Consider the following 20,567-nt stretch of genomic DNA (forward strand, 5'->3'; position numbering starts at 1 on the left):
TGCCGCTGGTGAGGAGTCGATGCCAGTCGCCGAATAGCCCTGTGACGCGTAGTAAATGGCATGGTGACCCGGACCGGTACCCGGGTCGAGAACCTCGCCCTTGATCGCCCCCAGTGCGACAAGTTGCCGTACGACGGGCTGCGGGCCGCCGATGTCCCATGGTGTGGCGGCCGGCAAGCCGTGCGAAACCCGCTGGTCGCGATACATCTCTTCAAAGCGGCTGGGGTCGACCTGTGCTGGCTGATTCATGGCTTAACGATATAACGTGAACTATCGGCGATGCAACGACCTGACGGGCTCGGGATCATCATGGCAGCGACGCCACCAGCTGCTCGACCGGCACCCGCGGCCCGGTGAAGAACGGCGTCTCCTCGCGGGTGTGCCGGCGAGCGTCGGTGGCTCGCAACTCGCGCATGAGGTCGACGATGCGGTGCAGTTCAGGGGCCTCGAAGGCCAGGATCCATTCGTAGTCGCCAAGCGCGAACGCAGGCACGGTGTTGGCCCGGACATCCTTGTATTCGCGGGCCGCCATGCCGTGTTCGGCGAGCATGCGGCGGCGCTCCTCGTCGGGCAGCAGATACCACTCATAGGACCGCACGAACGGGTAGACGCAGATGTATGCACCCGGTTCCTCGCCGGCCAGGAATGCCGGGATGTGGCTCTTGTTGAACTCGGCCGGACGGTGCAGCGCGACGCTGCTCCACACTGGCGTGCACGCCCGGCCCAGCGCGGTGGTGCGCCGGAAATCCTGGTAGGTCGCCTGCAGCGATTCAACGGTTTCGGCGTGCGTCCAGATCATGAAATCGGCGTCTGCCCGCAGGCCCGCGACGTCATAAAGACCGCGCACCACAACGCCGCGCTCCTCCCGCTGTTTGAGGAAGGTCGCGGTGTCGTCGATGACGGTCCCACGGGCCTCTCCTTCTGCGCCAAGTGCCCCTTGGCGAACCGAGAACACCGAGAACATCAAATAGCGAACGGTGGCGTTGAGCGCGTCGTAGTCCAAGCGGGTCATGAGAACTATCGTGCCACGGGGTTTTCGACCGCCCGGATCGCGCCGGTGACCGCTCGGCCGGCCGCGGCGATGCACGCCGGCACCCCGATCCCGTCGAGATAACTACCCGCCACCACCAGCGTCGGCGGCAGGCCGGCGCGCAGCTCCGCGACCAGGTCGCGGTGGCCGGGCCCGTACTGCGGCATCGCGTCCGGCCAGCGCTGCACGCAGGCATCCACCGGGTCGACGGTCAGCCCGAAAACGGTGCCCAGGTCCTGTATCGCCCACGCCAGCAGCTCGTCGTCGGACGCCCGGCTGGCCAGCGCATCGCCGAAGCGCCCGAACGAGAGTCGCAGTAGCTCCAGGTCGGTCCGCCGTCCCCATTTCCGCGACGACAACGTGATTGCTTTGGCGCGCAACCGTTCTCCGCTGGCGACCAGCACGCCCGAACTCTGCGGGAAGCGGATACCGCGCGGCACGGCCAGCGCCACCACCACCGAGGAGGCGCTGACGATGCGGCTGGCCGCAGCGGCGGTGCGCGGTGCGATGCCCTCGACGAGCCCGACCAGGCGGGCAGCCGGGACGGCTAAGACCACCGCGTCGGCGCGCCAGTGCGAACCGGCGTCGTCGCGCAGCGTCCAGCCACGCGCAGGAGCTTCAGTGGCCTCGATCCCTGCCACCGCCGCCTGTACCCAATTGAGCCGGCTGCGCAGGACCAGCTCGTCGACCAGCACCGCGTAGCCGCCGCCCACCGCGCCGAATACCGGGCCGGCGGTGACGCTCATGAGCGCCTGGCGAACCGCGTCGGTCAGGTGGGCGGCGCCGGCGTCCAGAACGGCAGCCAGGGTCGGGGCGGCCGAGCGTAGTCCGATCGTCGCGGCCGATCCCGCGTAAATTCCGCCGAGCATTGGATCCACCGACCGGGCCACCACTTGCTCGCCGAACCGGTCTGCCACCAGGTCGGCCACGGCGGGATCGCCGCCGGGCTGCCAGCGAAACGGACGACTCGGCTCGGAAGCGATACGCGCGAGGGTGGCATCGTTCACCAGACCGGCCATTGACTCCGCAGACGACGGAATGCCGTTGAGCGTGGCTGACGGTAGCGGATGCAGCCGTTCCTGGCTGTAGATCAGCGGGCGCGCTCCGGTGGTACCGACTTGCCGGTTCGCCAGGCCCAGTTCGGCGAGCAGCGACGGCATCTCGGGGCGGCGTACCACGAACGCCTCGGCGCCGACGTCCATGGGAATCCCGCCGACGCGCTCGGTGCGCAGCACCCCGCCGAGCCGGTCAGCCGGATCGAACAGCGTGATGCTCGCCTCGTCACCGACGGCCACCCGTAACCGGTAGGCCGCCGTCAGGCCCGAGATGCCCCCGCCGACAACACAATACGAGCAAGCACCGGACGTCATAGCGAGTGGACCAGAGACACCAGGTCGGTGAGAATACCGGGATCGGTTTCCGGCAACACCCCGTGCCCGAGGTTGAAAATGTGCCCGGCCGCGCCGGCGTCGATGGCCCGTCGACCGTCGTCGACCACCGCGCGCGCGGCCCGCTCCACCGCCGGCCAGCCTGCCAGCAGCACCGCCGGATCGAGGTTGCCTTGCAGTGCCGTTCCGGTCTCGACTCGGGCCGCGGCGTCGACCAACGAGGTCCGCCAGTCAACGCCGACCACCGGCGCGCCAGCGGCCGACATAGCGCCCAGCAGTTCGGCGGTGCCGACCCCGAAGTGTGTCATCGCAACGCCGCGGTCGGCCAGTGTGTCGAACACCCGCGCGCTGTGCGGCAATACATATCGACGGTAGTCGGCAAGCGACAGCGCGCCCGCCCACGAGTCGAATACCTGAATCGCATCCACCCCAGCGTCGAGTTGAACCCGCAGAAACTCGACGGTGAGGTCGGTCAGCTTCTCCATCAGTGCATGCCAGCAGGTCGGTTCGGCCAGCATCATCGCCTTGGTGCGGGGGTGGTGGCGGCTCGGGCCACCCTCGACCAGGTAGGACGCCAGCGTGAACGGCGCCCCGGCAAACCCGATCAGCGGAACATCGCCCAGCGCCTGCACGAGCAGCGAGACCGCCTCCGACACCGGTTGAACACGTTGCGGTTCAAGAGGTTTCAGTGCGTCAATGTCGGCAGCAGTGCGAACCGGCGCTGCGATGACGGGTCCGACGTCGGGGACGATGTCCAAGTCGACACCGGCGCCGCGCAGCGGGACCACGATATCGGAGAACAGGATCGCGGCGTCGACGTCATGACGGCGTATCGGTTGCAGGGTGATCTCGCTGATCAGTTCGGCGTCGAAGCAGGCCGCCATCATGCTTTTACCCGCCCGCAGCGCACGGTATTCGGGCAGCGATCGGCCGGCCTGCCGCATGAACCACACCGGCACCCGGTGCGGTTTGCGACCGGCGGCCGCGGCCAGGTACGGCGATTCGGGAAGCGTGCGACGCGTAGTCATCAGCATCAATGCTGCCATGGCCAGCGGTTGAAGCGGTCCGCCAGGGAGTCTCGGCCTAGTCTGCGGTAGACCTGCGTAACGTCGTCGTGCAAAGTCCGTCAGCCGATGTGTCGTCAGGAGCCGGGATGCCAGTTCGTCACCCCTCAGTCAGCTACGACGAGTTTCCCAGCCTGCGAATCGAACGCGCCGACCACGGAGTGCTGAACGTCGTTCTCGACGCTCCCGGGCTCAATTCGGTCGGGCCGCAGATGCACCGCGATCTCGCCGACATCTGGCCGGCGATCGGTCGCGACCCGGATGCGCGCGTCGTCTTGGTCCGCGGCGAAGGCAAAGCGTTCTCCTCCGGGGGCAGCTTCGACCTGATCGACGAGACCATGGGTGAATTCAGCGACCGGCTGCGCATCATGCGCGAGGCCCGCGATCTGGTGCTCAACATGGTCAATTTCGACAAGCCGGTGATTTCGGCGATTCACGGGGCGGCGGTCGGCGCGGGCCTGGTGGTGGCGCTGCTCGCCGACATCTCGGTGGCCGGGCGAACCGCCAAGATCATCGACGGCCACACGAAGCTGGGTGTGGCCGCGGGTGATCACGCCGCCATCTGTTGGCCGCTGCTCGTCGGCATGGCCAAGGCCAAGTACTACCTGCTCACCTGTGAGCCGCTATCCGGCGAGGAAGCGGAGCGGATCGGGCTGGTCTCGATGTGCGTCGACGACGACGATGTGCTCGCCACCGCAACCCGCATCGCGGCGGATCTGGCACACGGGGCGCAGTCGGCGATCCGCTTCACCAAACACAGCCTCAACCACTGGTACCGGATGTTCGCACCGGCCTTCGAAACCGCCCTTGGCCTGGAGTTTCTTGGATTCGACGGGCCTGACGTCCGGGAGGGTCTGACCGCCCACCGGGAGAAGCGGCCGGCGCGTTTCTCCGCCGAGTAACTCAGCGTTGCCGCCCGCCCCGCCGGGGATAAACGGCGCGCCTTTTTCCGCGTGTCCGCAGATAGGTCTAGCGTCAGAGGTCGTGATTTTCGCCTGCAACGGCGCAGGGCGGAAGGATGAGGAGGAGCGGCGCTCGTGAGCTCAGCCGAACCGGTCCCGTTCCGCGAGGCGGTCGAGGCGATGAGTGGTGCCAGCGTGCGTTCGGAGATCGAGCTGGGCCCCATCCGGCCGCCCCAGCGTCTCGCGCCGTACAGCTACGCGCTTGGCGCCGAGGTCAAGCGTCCCGAGCTCGACCTTGTGCCGGAGCAGTCCGACGGTGACGCGTTCGGCCGGCTGATCCTGCTCTACGACCCGGATGGGGCCGATGCCTGGGACGGCACCATGCGGCTCGTCGCCTACATTCAGGCCGACCTGGACTCCAGCGAGGCCGTCGACCCGCTGCTGCCCGAAGTGGCCTGGAGCTGGCTGGTCGAAGCGCTGGACAGCCGCGCCGAGCACGTGACCGCGCTCGGCGGCACGGTCACCGCCACCACCTCGGTGCGCTACGGGGACATCTCCGGACCGCCGCGCGCCCACCAGTTGGAGCTGCGCGCGTCCTGGACCGCGATCACCCCGGACATCGGTACACACGTCGAGGCGTTCTGCGAGGTGCTCGAGCATGCCGCGGGGCTGCCGCCGGTCGGGGTGACGGATTTGGGCACGCGGTCCCGCGTCTGAGATGGCTTCCCAGCTGCCTCAAGCGGCAGACGATCAGCCGGAAAGCACGGAACCAGACGTCACGCCGCTGCTTCATCCCGCCGACGGTGTGCCCGACCTCTCGACGACTGCCCGCGAGATCGCTGCCGCCGCGGACGTGCTGGCCGGCGGCCATGGAGCGTTCGCGGTCGACGCCGAGCGAGCCTCGGGGTTCCGTTACTCCAACCGCGCGTATCTGATTCAGATCCGCCGCGCTCGCGCGGGCACCGTGCTGATCGATCCGGTCAGCCACGGCGGAGACCCGCTGAGCGTGCTGCGGCCCGTCGCCGAGGTGCTCGCGGAGGACGAGTGGATTCTGCACGCAGCCGATCAGGACCTGCCGTGTCTGGCCGAGGTCGGCATGCGGCCCCCGGCGCTGTACGACACCGAGCTGGCCGGACGGTTGGTCGGCTTCGACCGGGTCAACCTGGCGGCCATGGCGCAACGGCTGCTCGGTCTGGGTCTGGCCAAAGGGCACGGCGCGGCCGACTGGTCCAAGCGTCCGCTACCAGCGGCGTGGCTGAACTACGCAGCGCTCGATGTGGAAGTGCTCATCGAACTACGGGACGCGATCGCAGGGGTGCTGGCTGAACAAGGCAAAACCGATTGGGCCGCAGAGGAATTCGACTATCTACGGACCGTCGGCCAGGCCCCACCACCGACTCGACGGGATCGCTGGCGACGCACATCCGGTATCCACCGGGTGCGCAACCAGCGCGGCCTGGCCGCGGTTCGTGAATTGTGGACAGCGCGCGACGAAATCGCCCAACGCCGCGATATCGCGCCGGGGCGGATCTTGCCCGACTCGGCGATCATCGACGCCGCCACCGCCGATCCAAAGACCCTCGACGACCTGCTTGCCTTGCCGATATTCGGCGGTCGCAGGCAGCGCCGTAGCGCCGCGACATGGTTGGCTGCGCTGGAATCAGCGCGGGCGAACCGCGGTCCTGCGGAGGAGGCCGAACCGCCCAACGGGCCGCCGGCGCCGGCACGCTGGCCCAAGCGCAGACCAGAGGCCGCAGCGCGCCTGGACGCGGCCCGCACCGCGCTGCGCGAACTCTCCCAACAGGTCTCGGTGCCGACCGAGAACCTGGTTTCGCCCGACCTGGTGCGACGGCTCTGCTGGGATTGGGAGGACGTCGAGGACCGGGCGACGGCGATTGACGAGTTCCTGACTGCCGGCCAGGCCCGTGGTTGGCAGCGTGAGCTGGTGGTCCCGGTACTGGCCGCAGCGTTGAAACCCGTTGCCTGACAGTCGGCGTCGCTAGTCCAGCTGTTCGCTGATCTCTGCTGCGGACTCGACCCCGTTGCCCAGTGCAGCCACCCATCCGGTGATCTGGCGCGCGACGTCCTGCTCGGTCAGACCGGCGTCGGCGAGCACCTCGCCGCGCGACGCGTGATCGAAGAATTGTTGCGGCAGTCCGACATCGCGGCAGGGCACGTCGATCTCCGCGCGCCGCAACGCCGCTGACACCGCCGAGCCGACACCGCCGTTGACGCCGTTGTCTTCCATCGTGACGACCAGCTTGTGCGTAAGCGCCAATTCGGCCACCACGTCCGAAACCGGCAACACCCACCGCGGGTCGATCACCGTCACGCCAATGCCCTGGTTGCGCAGCCGCTCGGCCACCGCCAGGCCCATCGACGCAAACGCCCCGACCGCCACCAGCAGCACATCGGCGGTCAGCCCATCGGCGGGCACCGCGAGCACGTCTACACCAGAGCGCCGCTGAAGTGCCGGAATGTCTTCGCCGACATCACCTTTCGGAAATCTGATCGCTGTGGGACCGTCGTCGATGTCGAGCGCCTCACCGAGCTCCTCGCGCAGTCTTGTGCCGTCCCTGGGCGCGGCAACCCGCATACCGGGGACGATGCCCAGCATCGAGAGATCCCACATGCCGTTGTGGCTGGCACCGTCCGGGCCGGTGATCCCGGCCCGGTCGAGCAACATCGTGACCGGCAGCTGATGCATCGCCACGTCCATCATGATTTGGTCGAACGCGCGATTGAGGAATGTCGAATAGATCGCCACCACCGGGTGCAGCCCGCCCATGGCCAATCCAGCCGCCGACGTCACCGCGTGCTGCTCGGCGATGCCGACGTCGAACAACCGATCCGGAAAACGCTGCCCGAATGCCGTCAGCCCGGTGGGCCCCGGCATGGCAGCGGTGATCGCGACGACGTCGCGGCGTTTGGTCGCATAGTCGATCAGCGAGTCGGAGAACGTCGCCGTCCAGCTTGGTCCCGCGACCTTGGTGGCAATCCCGGTCGCCGGGTCGATCACCCCGCAGGAATGCATCTGCTCGGCCTCGTCGGCCTCGGCCGGGCCGTAGCCGCGGCCCTTGAGGGTGACGACGTGGACCAGCACTGGGCCGCGGAATCCGCGCGCGCTGCGCAGCGCCGTCTCCACGGCATGCTCATCGTGGCCGTCGACCGGCCCGACGTACTTCAGCCCGAGGTCGGTGAACAGCAACTGCGGCGAAAGTGCGTCCTTCACACCGGCTTTGACGCTGTGTATGAACTGGTAAGCGAATTCACCGACGACCGGCATTCCGCGAACCGCGCTACGACCCCGCTCCAGCAAGTGCTCGTAGCTGGGCTGCAGCCGCAGAGCGGCCAGATGGTTGGCCAAGCCGCCGAAGGTCGGGGCATAGCTGCGGCCGTTGTCGTTGACGACGATCACCACCGGCCGGTGGGCCGCCGCGATGTTGTTCAGTGCCTCCCAACACATCCCGCCGGTGAGCGCGCCGTCGCCCACCACCGCCACCACGTGCCGGTTTCGGTGCCCGGTCAGCTCGAATGCCTTGGCCAGCCCGTCGGCGTAGGACAACGCCGCGCTGGCGTGACTTGACTCGACCCAGTCGTGTTCGCTCTCGGCCCGGGAGGGATAACCCGACAAACCACCTTTTTTGCGCAGGGTCTCGAAGTCCGTGGAGCGGCCGGTCAGCATCTTGTGCACGTAGGCCTGGTGACCGGTGTCGAAGATGATCGGATCATGCGGTGAATCGAACACCCGGTGCAACGCCAACGTCAGCTCGACGACGCCGAGGTTGGGGCCCAAATGGCCTCCGGTTGCGGCGACTTTGTGGATCAAAAACTGGCGGATCTCGGCGGCCAGATCACGCAAGTCCGCCTGCGAGAGGTGCTGCAGATCGGCGGGCCCGCGGATCTGTTCAAGCATTCAGCCAGTGTACGCAGCGAAGCCGGCGGCGCGCGGTGCGAAAGCGCGCCTGATAGGTTAGGCCCCGGTGCCGGGAAGCCTGGTCGCCGTCGTTTCCTGCTACTCAGGAGTGGACGATGACTTGCACGGTCGACGAGACCGCGCTCATGACATGGACGGATCGTCGCGATATGCGTGCAGAGGACATCGCCGAGGACTTCCCAATCATGTCCGTCGACTCCGACGCAGTCGAGGCTGCCCGCATGATCGCCGAGCACAATCTGCCGGCACTCCTGGTCACCGACACGTCCGGAAAGCCGTACGGAGTGCTCCCGGCCTTCGAAATCCTGCGATTCATCCTGCCGCGCTATGTGCGGGATGACCTGACGTTAGCGGGCGTTCTGGGCGACTCGACCGCTGACCAGGCCACCCGGAACTTGGCGGGCATGACGGTCGGCGACCTGCTGCCCGACTACCTGCGCAACATTAAGTCGGCGGATGCCCGCGATACCGTCATCAAGGTGGCCGCGCAGTTGGCGCAGCTGCGAAGTCCGCTGATCGCAGTCACCAAGAACGGCAGTCTGCACGGCGTGATCACCGCGTCACGCCTATTGACCGCGGCGCTCAAATCTTGAGCGCCGGTTCGCCACGCATGCTGAGCAAGGTGCGCGCCCGACGGCCGGACAGCCGATGAACACCGTTCACGCCATCTATGCGGCCTCGGTATTCGTGGTCGCCTACGCGTTGATCACCACGGAGCGTTTCAACAAGACCATGGTGGCGCTGGCCGGCGCGACAGCCGTGTTCTTCTTGCCGGTGATCAATTCCGATGAGGTCTTCTACTCGCGCGACACCGGGATCGACTGGGATGTCATCTTTTTGCTCCTGGGGATGATGATCATCATCAGCGTGGTCCGCCAGACCGGGGTGTTCGAATACATAGCGATCTGGTCGGCCAAGCGCGCCAAGGGGTCTCCGCTGCGGATCATGATCCTGCTGGTGCTGGTGACCGCCGTCGGGTCGGCCTTCCTGGACAACGTGACCACGGTCTTGTTGATCGCACCGGTCACCCTGCTGGTGTGCGACCGACTGGCAGTCAGTCCGGTGCCATTTCTCATCGTCGAGGCGTTCGCCGCCAACATCGGTGGCGCGGCCACCCTGGTCGGTGACCCGACCACGATCATCATCGGCACCGGAGCCCACCTGAGTTTCATTTCGTTCCTGGCCAACATGGGGCCGGCGGTGGTCATCGTGCTCGCCGCCCTGCTGGCGCTGATCCCGCGCCTATTTCCCGGCTCTTTCACCGTCGATCCCGAGCGGGTCGCCGATGTCATGTCGCTGGACGAGACCGAAGCGATCCGTGATCGCAAGCTGCTGATCCAATGCGGAATCGTTCTGCTTGCGGTGTTCGCCGGGTTCGTCGCGCACAAAGAGATCCACATGGAGCCGTCACTGGTGGCGATGACCGGCGCCGGCATCCTGATCGTGATCTCCGGCCTGGACCGAGAGTTCTACCTGTCCAGCGTCGAGTGGGAAACGCTGCTGTTCTTCGCGGGACTGTTCATCATGGTCGGGGCCCTGGTCAGGACCGGCGTCATCAACAACCTGGCTCATGCGGCCAGCCATGCGACCCACGGCAATGAATGGCTGACCACGATGCTGATCCTCGGGGTGTCCTTCCTGTTCAGCGGGTTTGTCAACAACGTTCCCTATGCCGCCACGATGACACCGATCGTCAGCGAGTTCGTCTCGTCCATTCACGGCCATGCCAACTCGGGCGTGCTGTGGTGGGCCCTGCTACTGGGCACCGTCCTCGGCGGCAACCTCACCGCCGTGGGGGCCAGCGCGAATATCGTCGTAGTCGGGATTGCCCAACGCTCCGGCAACCCGGTGTCGTTCTGGGATTTCACCAAAAGAGGGGCGGTAGTGGCCCTGGTCTCGGCGGTGATTTCCGTCGGTTATCTGTGGCTGCGCTACTTCGTGTTCAGCTAGCCCGCCCGTCGGCCGCGGGTCGGGAGTGCAACCCATCGGCCGCATCGGCCCGGAGCCTTTACAAAACCCCAACGCCGAACATGATCACCGGAGCTCTCCGCGGGAAGTATTGTGACGGTGTGCGGGCAGAGGATCTTGACGAGAAGTTCCCGGTCGTGAATATCGACTCAAATGCGCTTGATGCCGTCCGCCTGCTTGCCGAGCACCGGCTGAACGGTCTCGTGGTGGTCACCAACACGTCCGAAACGCCGTACGCCGTGCTGCCGGCCTCTCAAGTCGTCCGATTCATCGTGCCCGGCTATGTGCAAGACGACCCCGGGCTGGCCGCGGTGTTGACCGAATCGATGGCCGACCATGCCGCGGAGAAGCTGGGCAATAAGACGATCCGCGATGTGCTGCCCAAGCAACGCCAGCACTTGCCGGTGGCCGACGCCGACGACACCATCATCGAGGTGGCCGAGCTGATGGCGCGCCTGCGAAGTCCGCTGGTCGCCGTGGTCAAAAACGGCAAGTTGCACGGCGTGATCACCGCGTCACGCCTGCTGGCCGCCGCGCTGAAAGATCAAAGTGCACCCCGCACGGCATAGACCATCCCCGCGATCGCCATCGCGCATTCTAGTTAGCCCCTTGGTTTACTTCGCCTTCACTTGAACCTGACCGGCGATTCATCCAATGGTCGCTCAATGAGCAACTGCGCGAACTTAATTCAAAGTGAAGGTCGCCATCCAACGCCGGCGGCCGGGCCCACATGACTGTCGTGCATCTGACAGCCCCACTGTTCGTCACCCTCGCCGACCGGCACCCTGTCCGCGACGATTAGTCAAGCGCACCAAAGGATTTCACAAGCCAGCCGCGCTGTTAACCCAGGGCCTGCCAGTCCGCCGCGCCACCTCCCGCAGCGCAGCACGGCACCCCCTACACCGGAACGTCAGAGGAATTTATCATGGGCTGCGTGCGCGCCGAGGAGATCGTCGAGGAGTTCCCAGTCGTCGACATCGACTCCCCCGCGCTGGACGCGGTCCGCTTGCTTGCCGAGCACCGGCTGAACGGACTGGTGGTTGTCACCAACACGTCCGAAACACCGTACGCCATCCTCCCGGCGTCCCAGGTCGTCCGATTCATCGTGCCCGGCTACGTGCAAGAAGACCCAGGGCTGGCCGGCGTGTTCACCGAATCGATGGCCGACCAGGCCGCAGCGAAGCTGGACGGCAAGACGATTCGCGACGTGCTGCCCAAGCAACGTCAGTATGTGCCGGTGGTCGACGCCGACGACACCATCATCGAGGTGGCCGAGCTGATGGCGCGCGTGCGTAGTCCGCTGGTCGCCGTCGTCAAAAAGAGAAGGTTGCACGGAGTGATCACCGCATCACGCCTACTGGCCGCAGCACTCAAAGATTGATCGGGCCTTCGGGGGAGCCTCGCCAATGATGTACTACGCGATCACGGTGTTCGTTGTCGCCTACGCATTCATCATCAGCGAGCGCTTCAACCAGACCAAGGTCGCGCTGGTGGGCGCCGGGTTGATGATCTGCCTGCCGGTGATGGACTCTCCCGACGTGTTCTACTCCCAGGACAACGGAATCGACTGGGATGTCATCTTTCTGATGCTCGGGATGATGATGATCGTCAGCGTCCTGCGCCAGACCGGTGTGTTCGAATACGTCGCGATCTGGGCCGTCAAACGCGCCAACGGCTCGCCAGTGCGCATCATGTGGCTGTTGAGCTGGTGATGGCGCTCGCCTCGGCAGTGCTGCCCAACGTCGTCTCGGTGTTGCTGATCGCCGCGGTTACCTTGCTGGTCTGCGATGCGCTGGACATCAATCCGGTACCGCTGTTGCTGGCCGAGGTGTTCGCCTCCAATGTCGGGGGTGCGGCGACATTGGTCGGCGACCCGCCGAACATCATCATCGGTGCCCGTAAGGCCCTGTCCTTCAACGCCTTCCTGGCGAACATGGCCCCGATCGTCGTCATTGTGATGCTTGTCCTGCTCGCCGTGGCGCCGCTGATGTTTTGTGGCTTTTCGGCCGTCAGTGCCGAACGAGTTGCTGACGTGATGTCGCTGCAAGAGCGCGAAACCATCCGGGATCGACGGCTGCTCATCAGATGCGGCGTTGTAATGGTCGTGGTGTTCGTCGGGTTCATCCTCGCCCCGGCGATCCACATCGCGCCGTCCCTGGTGGCGCTGATGGGCGCCGGTATTCTGATCCTGACCTCCCGGCTGGAACAGTCCGAGTACCTGTCCAACGTCGAATGGGACACCCTGCTGTTCATGGTCGGCCTGTTCATCATGGTCGGCGCCCTGCTCAAGACCGGGGTCATCAAGATTCTGGGCGAGCTGGCGGCCAAATTCACCGGCGGCAACGTCTTGCTGGCTACCATGCTGATCCTGGTTGTCTCGACACTGGTGTCCGGTTTCATCGACAACGTCCCCTACGTGGCCACGATGACGCCGATCGTCAGCCACCTGGCCTCGACAATGGCGGGCCATTCGCACCACCACGTGCTGTGGTGGTCGCTGGCGTTAGGCGGCGACTTGGGCGGCAACCTGACCGCCGTAGGATCCAGTGCCAACATCGTCATGCTCGGCATCGCGTTGCGATCCGGGAACCCCATCTCGTTATGGGAATTCACCCGCAAGGGCATGGTGATCACCACGATTTCGACCGTGCTCTGCGCGCTCTACTTGTGGCTCCGGTATTTCGTCCTCGCTTGATCCTGCGCGTCAACGCGTCAACAGCGCGACGCACTCGATGTGGTGAGTCAGCGGGAACGAGTCGAACACCGAAATCTTGTTGACCGCATAGCCGTGACTCCGGTACAAACCGATGTCGCGGGCGAACGACGCTGCCTCGCAACCGATGTGCACCACCCGCGGGACCTCGGCCGCGGCCAGCAGGTCGATCACGTCGCGTCCGGCGCCGGCGCGCGGAGGATCCAGCACGGCCACATCGGCACCGCCGCGTTGAGCGGTCAGCGCCCTGCGCACCGAATCGGTGATCACACTGACCTGCGGGATATCGGCCAACGTGGCTCGCGCCGCCCGCGACGCCGCCCGCGAGCTATCGACGCTCAGCACCCGTCCGGACTCCCCCACCGCATCAGCGAGCACCGCGGCGAAAACCCCTACGCCACCGTAGAGATCCCAGGCGGTCATGCCTGGGCCCGGTTGAGCCCAGTCGCTGACCAGTTCGCTGTAAGTCCGTGCCGCGTCGCGGTGGGCCTGCCAGAAGGCCGTCACCGGTACCTGCCAGCTGTGCCGACCCGCCCGCTGTACGCCTTGGTAGTTGCCCTCCACCACTTCGGTCGAGGTTCGTCGGCCCTGTCGCGCCGTGCGGACCACATGCCGCTGACCGTCGTCATCGATGACGATGTGCAGTTGCGCGCCGGGCAGCCATTCGGTGCAAGCCACACCGTCGGTCATCCCGGCCGGCAGCTGACCGCAATTGAGATCGGCGACCAGCTCATCGCTGCGGTAGCGATGAAATCCGGCCCGCCCGTCAGCGCCGATGTCGAGCCGGACCCGGGTTCGCCAACCGGTCGGGCCGACTGGCGACAGCGGTTCGACGATCCCATGCCAGTGGTAATTGCCAAGACGGGCAAGCTGATTGGACACCACTTCGGCTTTGAGCACACGCGCCGCCGCCGGGTCGACGAAAGCCAGATCGCAGCACCCGGCGCCGTCCACCCCGGCGATGGGACACAGCGACGCGGTGCGATCGTCCGAGGGTTCGATCACCTCGACCGTCTCGGCGTGCCAGTACGAGCCCCGATCTGCGGTGACCCGCGCCCGCACCCGCTCGCCGGGCAGCGCGTAGCGGACGAACACCACCCGGCCGTCGTGACGTGCCACGCAGCTGCCCCCGTTGGCCGGCGCACCGACGGTCAACGTCAATTCCCCCAGAGCGGGTGATGGCCCCGCGGTGAACTCAGGGGTCAATCGAAGATCCCCCGACGGGCATCGCCTGGGGCCGCGTGCGGCTGCATCGTCTTGAGCCGCTCCGACGAATTAAGTTGCCAGGGAACCGATGTCACCATCACACCGGGCATGAACAGCAACCTGCCCTTCAGCCGCAGCGCGCTCTGGTTGTGCAGCAGGTGCTCCCACCAATGGCCCACGACGTACTCCGGGAGGAAGACCGTCACCACGCTGCGCGGCGATTCCTTGCTTACGCGTTTGACGTAATCCAGTATCGGGCGCGTGATTTCGCGGTACGGCGAAGCGATGACCTTCAGCGGCACGCTGATATCGCTGTCTTCCCATCTGCGGACCAGCTCACGGGTTTCCGCGTCGTCGACGCTCACGGTTATGGCCTCCAGCGCATCGGGCCGCGTCGCGCGCGCATAGGCCAGCGCGCGCAGTGTCGGCAGATGCAACTTCGACACCAGCACCACGGCATGGTTGCGGCTGGGCAACACAACCTCATGGTCGTCGGTGGCCTGCCGCTCCAGTTCCTGGGTGACGGTGTCGTAATGCTTGCGGATCAGCTTCATCACGACGAAAAGTAACGTCATGGCGACAACAGCGATCCACGCTCCGGCAAGGAACTTGGTGATCAATACGACGAACAGCACCGTGCCGGTGGCCACGAAACCGATCGTGTTGACCACCCGGGAGCGCATCATCGTTCGGCGGACGGCCTGATCGGTCTCGTTGCGCAGCAGCCGAGTCCAGTGTCGGACCATGCCGATTTGACTCAGCGTGAACGAAATGAATACCCCGACGATGTACAGCTGAATCAGCGCGGTGACTTGCGCCTGGAAAGCGATGATCGCCGCGAGGGCCGCGACCGCCAGGAACACGATGCCGTTGGAGAAGGCCAGCCGGTCCCCGCGAGTATGCAATTGGCGGGGAAGGTAACTGTCCTGGGCCAGCACCGAGCCCAGTACCGGAAACCCGTTGAACGCCGTGTTGGCCGCCAGCACCAGGATGAGCGCGGTCACCACGGCGATCAGCAGGAACCCGATCTGGAAGCTGCCGAAGACCGCATGCGCGATCTGAGTGACAAGAGTCTTCTGTTGATAGTCGCGTGGGATGCCGCTCAGCTGGGTGGCGGGATCGTCGACGATCTGAACCCCGGTCTCCTTGGCCAGCAAGATGATGCCCATCAACAGGCTCACCGCGATCGTGCCCAGCAGCAGCAGCGTCGTTGCCGCGTTGCGCGACTTGGGTTTTCGAAACGCCGGCACCCCATTGCTGATCGCCTCCACACCGGTCAGCGCCGCGCAGCCCGATGAGAACGACCGCGCCACCAGGAACACCAACGCAAAGCCGGCGATCTGGCTGCGCTCGGCATGCATCACAAAACCGGCGGATTCGGCCCGTAGTGGCTCGCCCAGCACGTAAATCCGGAACAATCCCCAACCGAGCATGATGCCTACGCCGAGGATGAACGCGTAGGTGGGGATGGCGAAGGCCACCCCGGATTCGCGCACACCGCGCAGGTTCAGCGCCATCACCAGCAGGATCGCGCTCACGCAGAACAGTACCTTGTGGTCGGCAACGAACGGGACGGCGGACCCGATGTTCGACATGGCCGAAGCCGTCGAAACAGCCACCGTGAGAACGTAATCCACCATCAAAGCGCTTGCCACCGTGAGGCCGGAATTGGGACCCAGGTTGGTTGTGACCACCTCGTAGTCGCCGCCGCCGGAGGGGTAGGCATGCACGTTCTGCCGGTAGCTGGCCACCACGACCAGCATCACCGCCGCCACTGCGACGCCGATCCACGGTGCCAACGAGTACGCCGCCAGGCCGGCCACCGAGAGCATCAGAAAGACCTCCTCGGGGGCGTAAGCCACCGAGGACAACGCATCGGAAGCGAACACCGGCAAGGCGATCCGCTTGGGCAGCAGTGTGTGGCTCAGCCGATCGCTGCGAAACGGCCGACCTAAAACCAGCCGACGCGCCGCAGTCGAAAGTTTGGACACGAGAGCCAAGAGTAAGCCCACCCGGGACTGCCGGTACGGTTCTCTTGACAGCGGTGGGGCCTGACAAGTAACACGCGCGCCGAGAGGACCCGCAAGTGCGAGTGGTTGTGATGGGGTGCGGTCGGGTGGGGTCGTCGGTGGCCGACGGGCTGTCTCGGCTCGGCCACGACGTCGCGGTCATCGACAGTGACAGCAAGGCGTTTAGTCGGCTGAGCCCGGACTTCGCCGGTGAGCGCGTGCACGGTGTCGGATTCGACCGAGACGTGCTGCTCAGGGCCGGTATCGAGGAGGCCGATGCCTTCGCCGCGGTGTCATCCGGCGACAACTCGAACATTATTTCGGCCCGGCTGGCTCGGGAAATCTTCCTCGTGCCGCGGGTTGTGGCGCGGATCTACGACGCCAAACGTGCCCAGGTTTATGAACGGCTCGGCATTCCCACGATTGCCACCGTGCCGTGGACGACCGATCGGCTGCTCAACGCGCTCACCCGGGATACCGAGACCACCAAGTGGCGAGACCCGACCGGGACCGTCGCCGTCGCCGAGGTCGCGCTGCACGAGGACTGGGTGGGCCGCCGGGCCACCGATCTGGAGACGGCCACCGGCGCAAGAGTGGCGTTCTTGATCCGATTCGGTACCGGCGTGCTTCCCGAGCCGAAGACGGTCATCCAGGCCGGCGATCAGGTCTATGTCGCCGCCATATCAGGCCGTGTGGCTGAGGCATTGGCCATCGCGGCATTACCGCCCGGAGAGGACCTCTAGCCGATGAAACGCGCCGACGACGATAAAGACCCCGCAGCCGGGATTGTGGGGGTACCACCCGCTTGCGGGGGAGAGTGGCGCTAATGAAGGTAGCTGTCGCCGGAGCCGGCGCGGTCGGCCGCTCGGTCACCCGCGAACTCGTGGACAACGGTCACGACGTGTCACTGATCGACCGCAACCCCGAGCACATCGACGTCGACGCCATCAAGGGCGCGCACTGGCGGCTCGGCGACGCCTGCGAGATGAGCGTGCTGCAGTCGATACGCCTGGAGGAATTCGACGTCGTGGTGGCCGCCACCGGCGACGACAAGGCGAACGTGGTGCTCAGCTTGCTGGCCAAGACGGAGTTCGCAGTGCCCCGCGTGGTGGCCCGGGTCAACGATCCCCGCAACGAATGGCTGTTCACCGACGCCTGGGGCGTCGATGTGGCGGTGTCCACCCCGCGGATGTTGTGTTCTTTGATCGAGGAGGCCGTCGCGGTCGGAGACCTGGTGCGGCTGATGGAGTTCCGGAACGGTCAGGCCAACCTGGTCGAGATCACGCTGCCCGACAACACGCCGTGGGGCGGCAAGCCGGTGCGCAGGTTGCAGCTGCCGCGGGACGCCGCGTTGGTGACGATCCTGCGTGGGACCAGGGTCATCGTGCCGCAGGACGACGAGCCGCTGGAAGGCGGTGACGAGCTGCTGTTTGTGGCGGTCACCGAGGTGGAGGAAGAGCTGCGCCAGCTGTTGCTGCCTCTGCAGTAACGGTGCTGGTCGTCTCCAGAGCGCGCTGCGCCACCCTGATCGCCAGGTAGGTCACCAATGCCGACGCCGCGGTCAGCGGCCACCCCATCGCGATCCGTGCCACCACGAGCCAGCCCGTGTGGTCGGATTCGTAGAGCACTCGCTGCACCACGAAGCGTGCGCCGAAGACCAGCACCCAGGTGAGCGTGGCGATATCGAAGGCGTAGACCGCACGGCGGACGTCGCGCCAGGCTCGATCGTGCCCGCCCAGCCAGCTCCAGATGTAGCCGACAACCGGCCGCCGGATCAGGATGGACACCGCGAATACCGCCGCCCACAACAGCGACGTCCAGATGCCCAGCAGAAAATAGCCTTTGGACTGCCCCAGCATGTAGGCGATCAGTGCGCAGACCACGACGCCGATGAGTCCCGACACCGCCGGCTGCGCGGACTCGCGCCGGATCAGCCGCCACAGCAGGATGAGCGTGGCGATGCCGAGGGCGGCGCCGACCGCCGCCGCCAAGCCCAGCAGCCTCGAGGTGCCGACGAAGACCAGCACCGGCAGCGAGGAATAGATCATCCCGGACACGCCACCCAGCTGTGCCATCACCCGCTCGGCCGGGGTGGGCTGTGCAGCCTCGGACCGCGCTTCGCTCTCGGCTGCCGGCGTCATGTCACTGGCGTCTGTCGCACCGTTCACTAGGCGCTTCACCGCTGAATTTCGTAGTGCGGGTTGTAAATCGCCTTGGTGCCGTTTTCCAGCGTGCCGAGCCGGCCGCGGACTCGCAGCGTGCGGCCCGAGTCGATGCCGGGAATCCGGCGTTGCCCCAACCACACCAGCGCCACGGTGTCGGTGCCGTCGAACAGCTCGGCGCGCAACCCGCCGGGGCAGCCCTTGGCGTTGGTGTCCACGCAGCGCAGCGTTCCGACCATGGTGACCTCTTGGCCTCGCTCACAGTCGATGGCTCGCTGCGCCCCGGTATTGACTGCCTCGTCGGACAATTCCTCGACGTCGCGCTGCTCGGGGTCCTCCGTCAACCGACGAGTCAGCCGGCGCAGATAACCTTCCGCCGCCATGACAACTCCTGACCGTCCTGTAGGTCCACCTTCCACCGGTGGAAGTCGATCCTCTCACGCCAACGGAAACCGTAGACCGGTTAGTTCCCCAGTGCCACGAGGTCTCGCAGTGCCTTTTGCGGATACCCAGATAGCGCCCGGGCAGTATCTAGGGGTGGCTATCAACCTGGGCGGGGCGACGACCGTCATGCTGCCGGGAACGGGGTCCGACGACGACTACGTCACCCGGGCATTCTCAGGGCCGCTACACGATGCCGGCGCGCGGGTCCTGGCACCGCCACCGCAGCCAAATCACTTGATCGACGGCTACCTGACGGCTTTGGACGACGCTGCGCGCCGCGGTCCGATCGCCGTCGGCGGCGTTTCGATCGGGGCCGCGGTGGCCGCGGCCTGGGCGCTACAGCATCCCGATCGCGCGGTGGCCGTGTTGGCCGCGCTGCCGGCCTGGACCGGTCCGCCCGGCGATGCTCCCGCCGCCATTGCGGCCCGGCACTCCGCGGACCAGCTGCGGCACGACGGTTTGGCCGCAACGACGGCGCAGATGCAGGCGTCCAGCCCGCCGTGGTTGGCCGAGGAGCTGACCCGGTCATGGCGCAGCCAGTGGCCGCATTTACCCGACGCCATGGAAGAAGCGGCGACCTATGTTGCTCCCACCCGCAAACAGCTGCAGCGGCTGGCGGTGCCAATGGGCGTTGCCGCCGCGACAGACGACCCGATACACCCCCTCGAGGTCGGGCTGGAGTGGGCGGCCGCCGCACCGCGCGCAGCGTTGCGCACGGTGACGCTGGATCAGATCGGCGCCGATCCCGCGGCACTCGGCGCCGCGTGTCTGGCGGCGTTGGGCGACCTTTAGCCGCCGGTGGTGCTGCGCAACTGCTGCATCGCCGATCCGGCGGCACTGCGGCGCGCGGTCGGCGCTGGGGAGTCTGTCGGCCCCTCTTCCCCCCCAACGTTAGGGTTCGGCGGCGCGACCGCCTGACCCTCCGGCGCACCCTCCGCGGCCGCAGCCTCGCGCAGCTGTGACGCCATCGGCTCGGGCAGCTGCACCGGCAGTGGCGTCCGAACCGGTAAAGGAGTGTCGCCACGACGAACCACGGTGTCTACCAACGCTTCCCGCGCTTCGTCGGTCAACGCATCGATGGTCTCGGCCGAGGCGTTCACGACGCAGCGGATCATCCAGCGGTAGCCGTCGACCCCGATGAACCGCACCACGCCGGTCGCAGTGCCAACCACCTCCCGGCCCCAGCGACCCTCCTGGATGCTCACCGCGGCCCCGTCCTTACGCAGCGAGTCGGCCAGCTCAGTGGCCACCTCGCGCCACAAACCGCCGGTCTTCGGCGCCGCGTAAGCAGCGATGGTGAAGCGACCGTTGGGTGTCACCACCCATACCGCGCTGGGGATGCCCGTCTCGGTCAGCTCGACTTGCAGCTGGGCCGAGGCCGGCATCGGCAGCAGCACCGAACCGAGATCGAGGCGGCCCGCCTCAGCGGCCGCGGTATCGTCGAAATCCTCGACGTCGAACGGGCCCTCCAAGTCGTCGGCGACCGCGTTCTCGACCGACCTTTCCGGTTCCGGGGGTGCGGCGGCGACCTCCGGGACTTGCGGAACTTCCCGGACTTCCGATTCGTCGGCCGGCTCGTCTTTGGATTTGCGTCTACCGAATGCCATTACCTCATCGCTTCGCTCTGCATCGTCGCCGGCGCGGCCAGCACGCCGCTCCTCCTCATCACTTCGCTCTGCATCGTCGCCGGCGCGGCCAGCACGCCGCTCCTCCTCATCACTTCGCTCTGCATCGTCGCCGGCGC

The 20,567-nt window shown here is 66.3% G+C and carries 18 protein-coding genes and 3 pseudogenes; 11 read left to right on the forward strand and 10 right to left on the reverse strand.

Going from position 1 to position 20,567, the window contains the following annotated elements; genetic code table 11:
- The 4 genes and pseudogenes from ACLQI9_RS29155 to hemE all read right to left on the reverse strand — a co-directional run.
- Nucleotides 1-249, reverse strand: a pseudogene (locus ACLQI9_RS29155) (class I SAM-dependent methyltransferase); the annotation flags it as partial.
- 58 nt (nucleotides 250-307) lie between these two features.
- Nucleotides 308-1,012 (reverse strand): hydrogen peroxide-dependent heme synthase, encoded by a 705-nt coding sequence (hemQ, locus tag ACLQI9_RS29160; protein ID WP_442378728.1) that lies wholly within the window; start codon nucleotides 1,010-1,012, stop codon nucleotides 308-310.
- 5 nt (nucleotides 1,013-1,017) lie between these two features.
- Nucleotides 1,018-2,400 (reverse strand): protoporphyrinogen oxidase, encoded by a 1,383-nt coding sequence (locus ACLQI9_RS29165; protein WP_442392507.1) that lies wholly within the window; start codon nucleotides 2,398-2,400, stop codon nucleotides 1,018-1,020.
- Nucleotides 2,397-3,446 carry a uroporphyrinogen decarboxylase gene (gene hemE, locus ACLQI9_RS29170; RefSeq protein WP_442378726.1) on the reverse strand — a complete coding sequence of 350 codons (1,050 nt, stop codon included), beginning with the start codon at nucleotides 3,444-3,446 and terminating at the stop codon, nucleotides 2,397-2,399. The genes ACLQI9_RS29165 and hemE overlap by 4 nt, the downstream gene beginning before the upstream one ends.
- 125 nt (nucleotides 3,447-3,571) lie before the next feature.
- Between hemE and ACLQI9_RS29175 the strand changes: the two genes are divergently transcribed.
- The 3 genes and pseudogenes from ACLQI9_RS29175 (at nucleotide 3,572) to ACLQI9_RS29185 (ending at nucleotide 6,371) form a co-directional block, all read left to right on the forward strand.
- A complete protein-coding gene (locus ACLQI9_RS29175) occupies nucleotides 3,572-4,384 on the forward strand; it encodes an enoyl-CoA hydratase/isomerase family protein (protein WP_442378725.1) in 813 nt (270 codons plus the stop codon).
- An 82-nt stretch (nucleotides 4,385-4,466) separates the two neighbouring features.
- Nucleotides 4,467-5,101: pseudogene (locus ACLQI9_RS29180) on the forward strand (DUF3000 domain-containing protein).
- Between the two features lies 1 nt (nucleotide 5,102).
- Nucleotides 5,103-6,371: an HRDC domain-containing protein gene (locus tag ACLQI9_RS29185; protein ID WP_442392508.1), complete on the forward strand. Its 1,269-nt coding sequence runs from the start codon at nucleotides 5,103-5,105 to the stop codon at nucleotides 6,369-6,371.
- 12 nt (nucleotides 6,372-6,383) lie between these two features.
- On the opposite strand, the gene dxs is transcribed toward ACLQI9_RS29185, so the two are convergent.
- Nucleotides 6,384-8,300 carry a 1-deoxy-D-xylulose-5-phosphate synthase gene (gene dxs, locus ACLQI9_RS29190; RefSeq protein WP_442378723.1) on the reverse strand — a complete coding sequence of 639 codons (1,917 nt, stop codon included), beginning with the start codon at nucleotides 8,298-8,300 and terminating at the stop codon, nucleotides 6,384-6,386.
- Nucleotides 8,301-8,470: 170 nt separating this feature from the next.
- Here dxs and ACLQI9_RS29195 point away from each other — a divergent pair, with 170 nt between their 5' ends.
- From ACLQI9_RS29195 to ACLQI9_RS29215, 5 genes and pseudogenes are all read left to right on the forward strand, one after another.
- On the forward strand, nucleotides 8,471-8,914 hold the full coding sequence (locus tag ACLQI9_RS29195) for a CBS domain-containing protein (protein ID WP_442378757.1): 444 nt from the start codon (nucleotides 8,471-8,473) through the stop codon (nucleotides 8,912-8,914).
- A 55-nt stretch (nucleotides 8,915-8,969) separates the two neighbouring features.
- Complete coding sequence (locus tag ACLQI9_RS29200; protein WP_442378722.1) at nucleotides 8,970-10,271, forward strand: SLC13 family permease; 1,302 nt, start codon at nucleotides 8,970-8,972, stop codon at nucleotides 10,269-10,271.
- A 119-nt stretch (nucleotides 10,272-10,390) separates the two neighbouring features.
- On the forward strand, nucleotides 10,391-10,858 hold the full coding sequence (locus ACLQI9_RS29205; protein ID WP_442378721.1) for a CBS domain-containing protein: 468 nt from the start codon (nucleotides 10,391-10,393) through the stop codon (nucleotides 10,856-10,858).
- A 365-nt stretch (nucleotides 10,859-11,223) separates the two neighbouring features.
- On the forward strand, nucleotides 11,224-11,670 hold the full coding sequence (locus ACLQI9_RS29210) for a CBS domain-containing protein (protein WP_442378756.1): 447 nt from the start codon (nucleotides 11,224-11,226) through the stop codon (nucleotides 11,668-11,670).
- Nucleotides 11,671-11,695: 25 nt separating this feature from the next.
- Nucleotides 11,696-12,984 (forward strand): annotated as a pseudogene (locus tag ACLQI9_RS29215) (SLC13 family permease).
- Nucleotides 12,985-12,993: 9 nt separating this feature from the next.
- On the opposite strand, the gene ACLQI9_RS29220 reads toward ACLQI9_RS29215, so the two are convergent.
- Both ACLQI9_RS29220 and ACLQI9_RS29225 read right to left on the reverse strand, forming a co-directional pair.
- The gene (locus ACLQI9_RS29220; protein ID WP_442378755.1) at nucleotides 12,994-14,172 is read right to left on the reverse strand and encodes a class I SAM-dependent RNA methyltransferase; all 1,179 of its coding nucleotides are present in this window, start codon (nucleotides 14,170-14,172) and stop codon (nucleotides 12,994-12,996) included.
- Nucleotides 14,173-14,204: 32 nt separating this feature from the next.
- Nucleotides 14,205-16,199, reverse strand: coding sequence for an APC family permease (locus ACLQI9_RS29225; RefSeq protein ID WP_442378720.1), 1,995 nt, complete (start codon nucleotides 16,197-16,199; stop codon nucleotides 14,205-14,207).
- A 95-nt stretch (nucleotides 16,200-16,294) separates the two neighbouring features.
- Between ACLQI9_RS29225 and ACLQI9_RS29230 the strand changes: the two genes are divergently transcribed.
- On the forward strand, nucleotides 16,295-16,960 hold the full coding sequence (locus ACLQI9_RS29230) for a potassium channel family protein (protein WP_442378719.1): 666 nt from the start codon (nucleotides 16,295-16,297) through the stop codon (nucleotides 16,958-16,960).
- Nucleotides 16,961-17,043: 83 nt separating this feature from the next.
- Complete coding sequence (locus ACLQI9_RS29235; RefSeq protein WP_442378718.1) at nucleotides 17,044-17,706, forward strand: potassium channel family protein; 663 nt, start codon at nucleotides 17,044-17,046, stop codon at nucleotides 17,704-17,706.
- Here ACLQI9_RS29235 and ACLQI9_RS29240 read toward each other — a convergent pair.
- Nucleotides 17,657-18,358, reverse strand: coding sequence for a DUF3159 domain-containing protein (locus ACLQI9_RS29240; protein WP_442378717.1), 702 nt, complete (start codon nucleotides 18,356-18,358; stop codon nucleotides 17,657-17,659). The genes ACLQI9_RS29235 and ACLQI9_RS29240 overlap by 50 nt on opposite strands.
- Nucleotides 18,359-18,393: 35 nt before the next feature.
- Nucleotides 18,394-18,762, reverse strand: a complete 369-nt coding sequence (locus tag ACLQI9_RS29245) for an OB-fold nucleic acid binding domain-containing protein (RefSeq protein WP_442378716.1) — start codon at nucleotides 18,760-18,762, stop codon at nucleotides 18,394-18,396.
- Between the two features lie 187 nt (nucleotides 18,763-18,949).
- On the opposite strand from ACLQI9_RS29245, the gene ACLQI9_RS29250 reads away from it, so the two are divergent.
- On the forward strand, nucleotides 18,950-19,615 hold the full coding sequence (locus tag ACLQI9_RS29250; protein WP_442378754.1) for a serine aminopeptidase domain-containing protein: 666 nt from the start codon (nucleotides 18,950-18,952) through the stop codon (nucleotides 19,613-19,615).
- Here ACLQI9_RS29250 and ACLQI9_RS29255 read toward each other — a convergent pair.
- The gene (locus ACLQI9_RS29255; protein WP_442378715.1) at nucleotides 19,612-20,430 is read right to left on the reverse strand and encodes a DUF3710 domain-containing protein; all 819 of its coding nucleotides are present in this window, start codon (nucleotides 20,428-20,430) and stop codon (nucleotides 19,612-19,614) included. The genes ACLQI9_RS29250 and ACLQI9_RS29255 overlap by 4 nt on opposite strands.
- Nucleotides 20,431-20,567 lie beyond the last annotated feature (137 nt).

This window comes from Mycobacterium sp., from assembly GCF_052143115.1.
Taxonomy (GTDB): domain Bacteria; phylum Actinomycetota; class Actinomycetes; order Mycobacteriales; family Mycobacteriaceae; genus Mycobacterium.

What these genes read in the sequence shown, in the direction of transcription:
- hemQ (WP_442378728.1), bottom strand. Translation starts at nt 1,012, where the DNA reads ATGACCCGCTTGGACTACGACGCGCTCAACGCCACCGTTCGCTATTTG.
- ACLQI9_RS29165 (WP_442392507.1), bottom strand. Translation starts at nt 2,400, where the DNA reads ATGACGTCCGGTGCTTGCTCGTATTGTGTTGTCGGCGGGGGCATCTCG.
- hemE (WP_442378726.1), bottom strand. Translation starts at nt 3,446, where the DNA reads ATGACTACGCGTCGCACGCTTCCCGAATCGCCGTACCTGGCCGCGGCC.
- ACLQI9_RS29175 (WP_442378725.1), top strand. Translation starts at nt 3,572, where the DNA reads ATGCCAGTTCGTCACCCCTCAGTCAGCTACGACGAGTTTCCCAGCCTG.
- ACLQI9_RS29185 (WP_442392508.1), top strand. Translation starts at nt 5,103, where the DNA reads ATGGCTTCCCAGCTGCCTCAAGCGGCAGACGATCAGCCGGAAAGCACG.
- dxs (WP_442378723.1), bottom strand. Translation starts at nt 8,300, where the DNA reads ATGCTTGAACAGATCCGCGGGCCCGCCGATCTGCAGCACCTCTCGCAG.
- ACLQI9_RS29195 (WP_442378757.1), top strand. Translation starts at nt 8,471, where the DNA reads ATGCGTGCAGAGGACATCGCCGAGGACTTCCCAATCATGTCCGTCGAC.
- ACLQI9_RS29200 (WP_442378722.1), top strand. Translation starts at nt 8,970, where the DNA reads ATGAACACCGTTCACGCCATCTATGCGGCCTCGGTATTCGTGGTCGCC.
- ACLQI9_RS29235 (WP_442378718.1), top strand. Translation starts at nt 17,044, where the DNA reads ATGAAGGTAGCTGTCGCCGGAGCCGGCGCGGTCGGCCGCTCGGTCACC.
- ACLQI9_RS29240 (WP_442378717.1), bottom strand. Translation starts at nt 18,358, where the DNA reads ATGACGCCGGCAGCCGAGAGCGAAGCGCGGTCCGAGGCTGCACAGCCC.
- ACLQI9_RS29245 (WP_442378716.1), bottom strand. Translation starts at nt 18,762, where the DNA reads ATGGCGGCGGAAGGTTATCTGCGCCGGCTGACTCGTCGGTTGACGGAG.
- ACLQI9_RS29250 (WP_442378754.1), top strand. Translation starts at nt 18,950, where the DNA reads ATGCTGCCGGGAACGGGGTCCGACGACGACTACGTCACCCGGGCATTC.
- ACLQI9_RS29255 (WP_442378715.1), bottom strand. Translation starts at nt 20,430, where the DNA reads ATGGCATTCGGTAGACGCAAATCCAAAGACGAGCCGGCCGACGAATCG.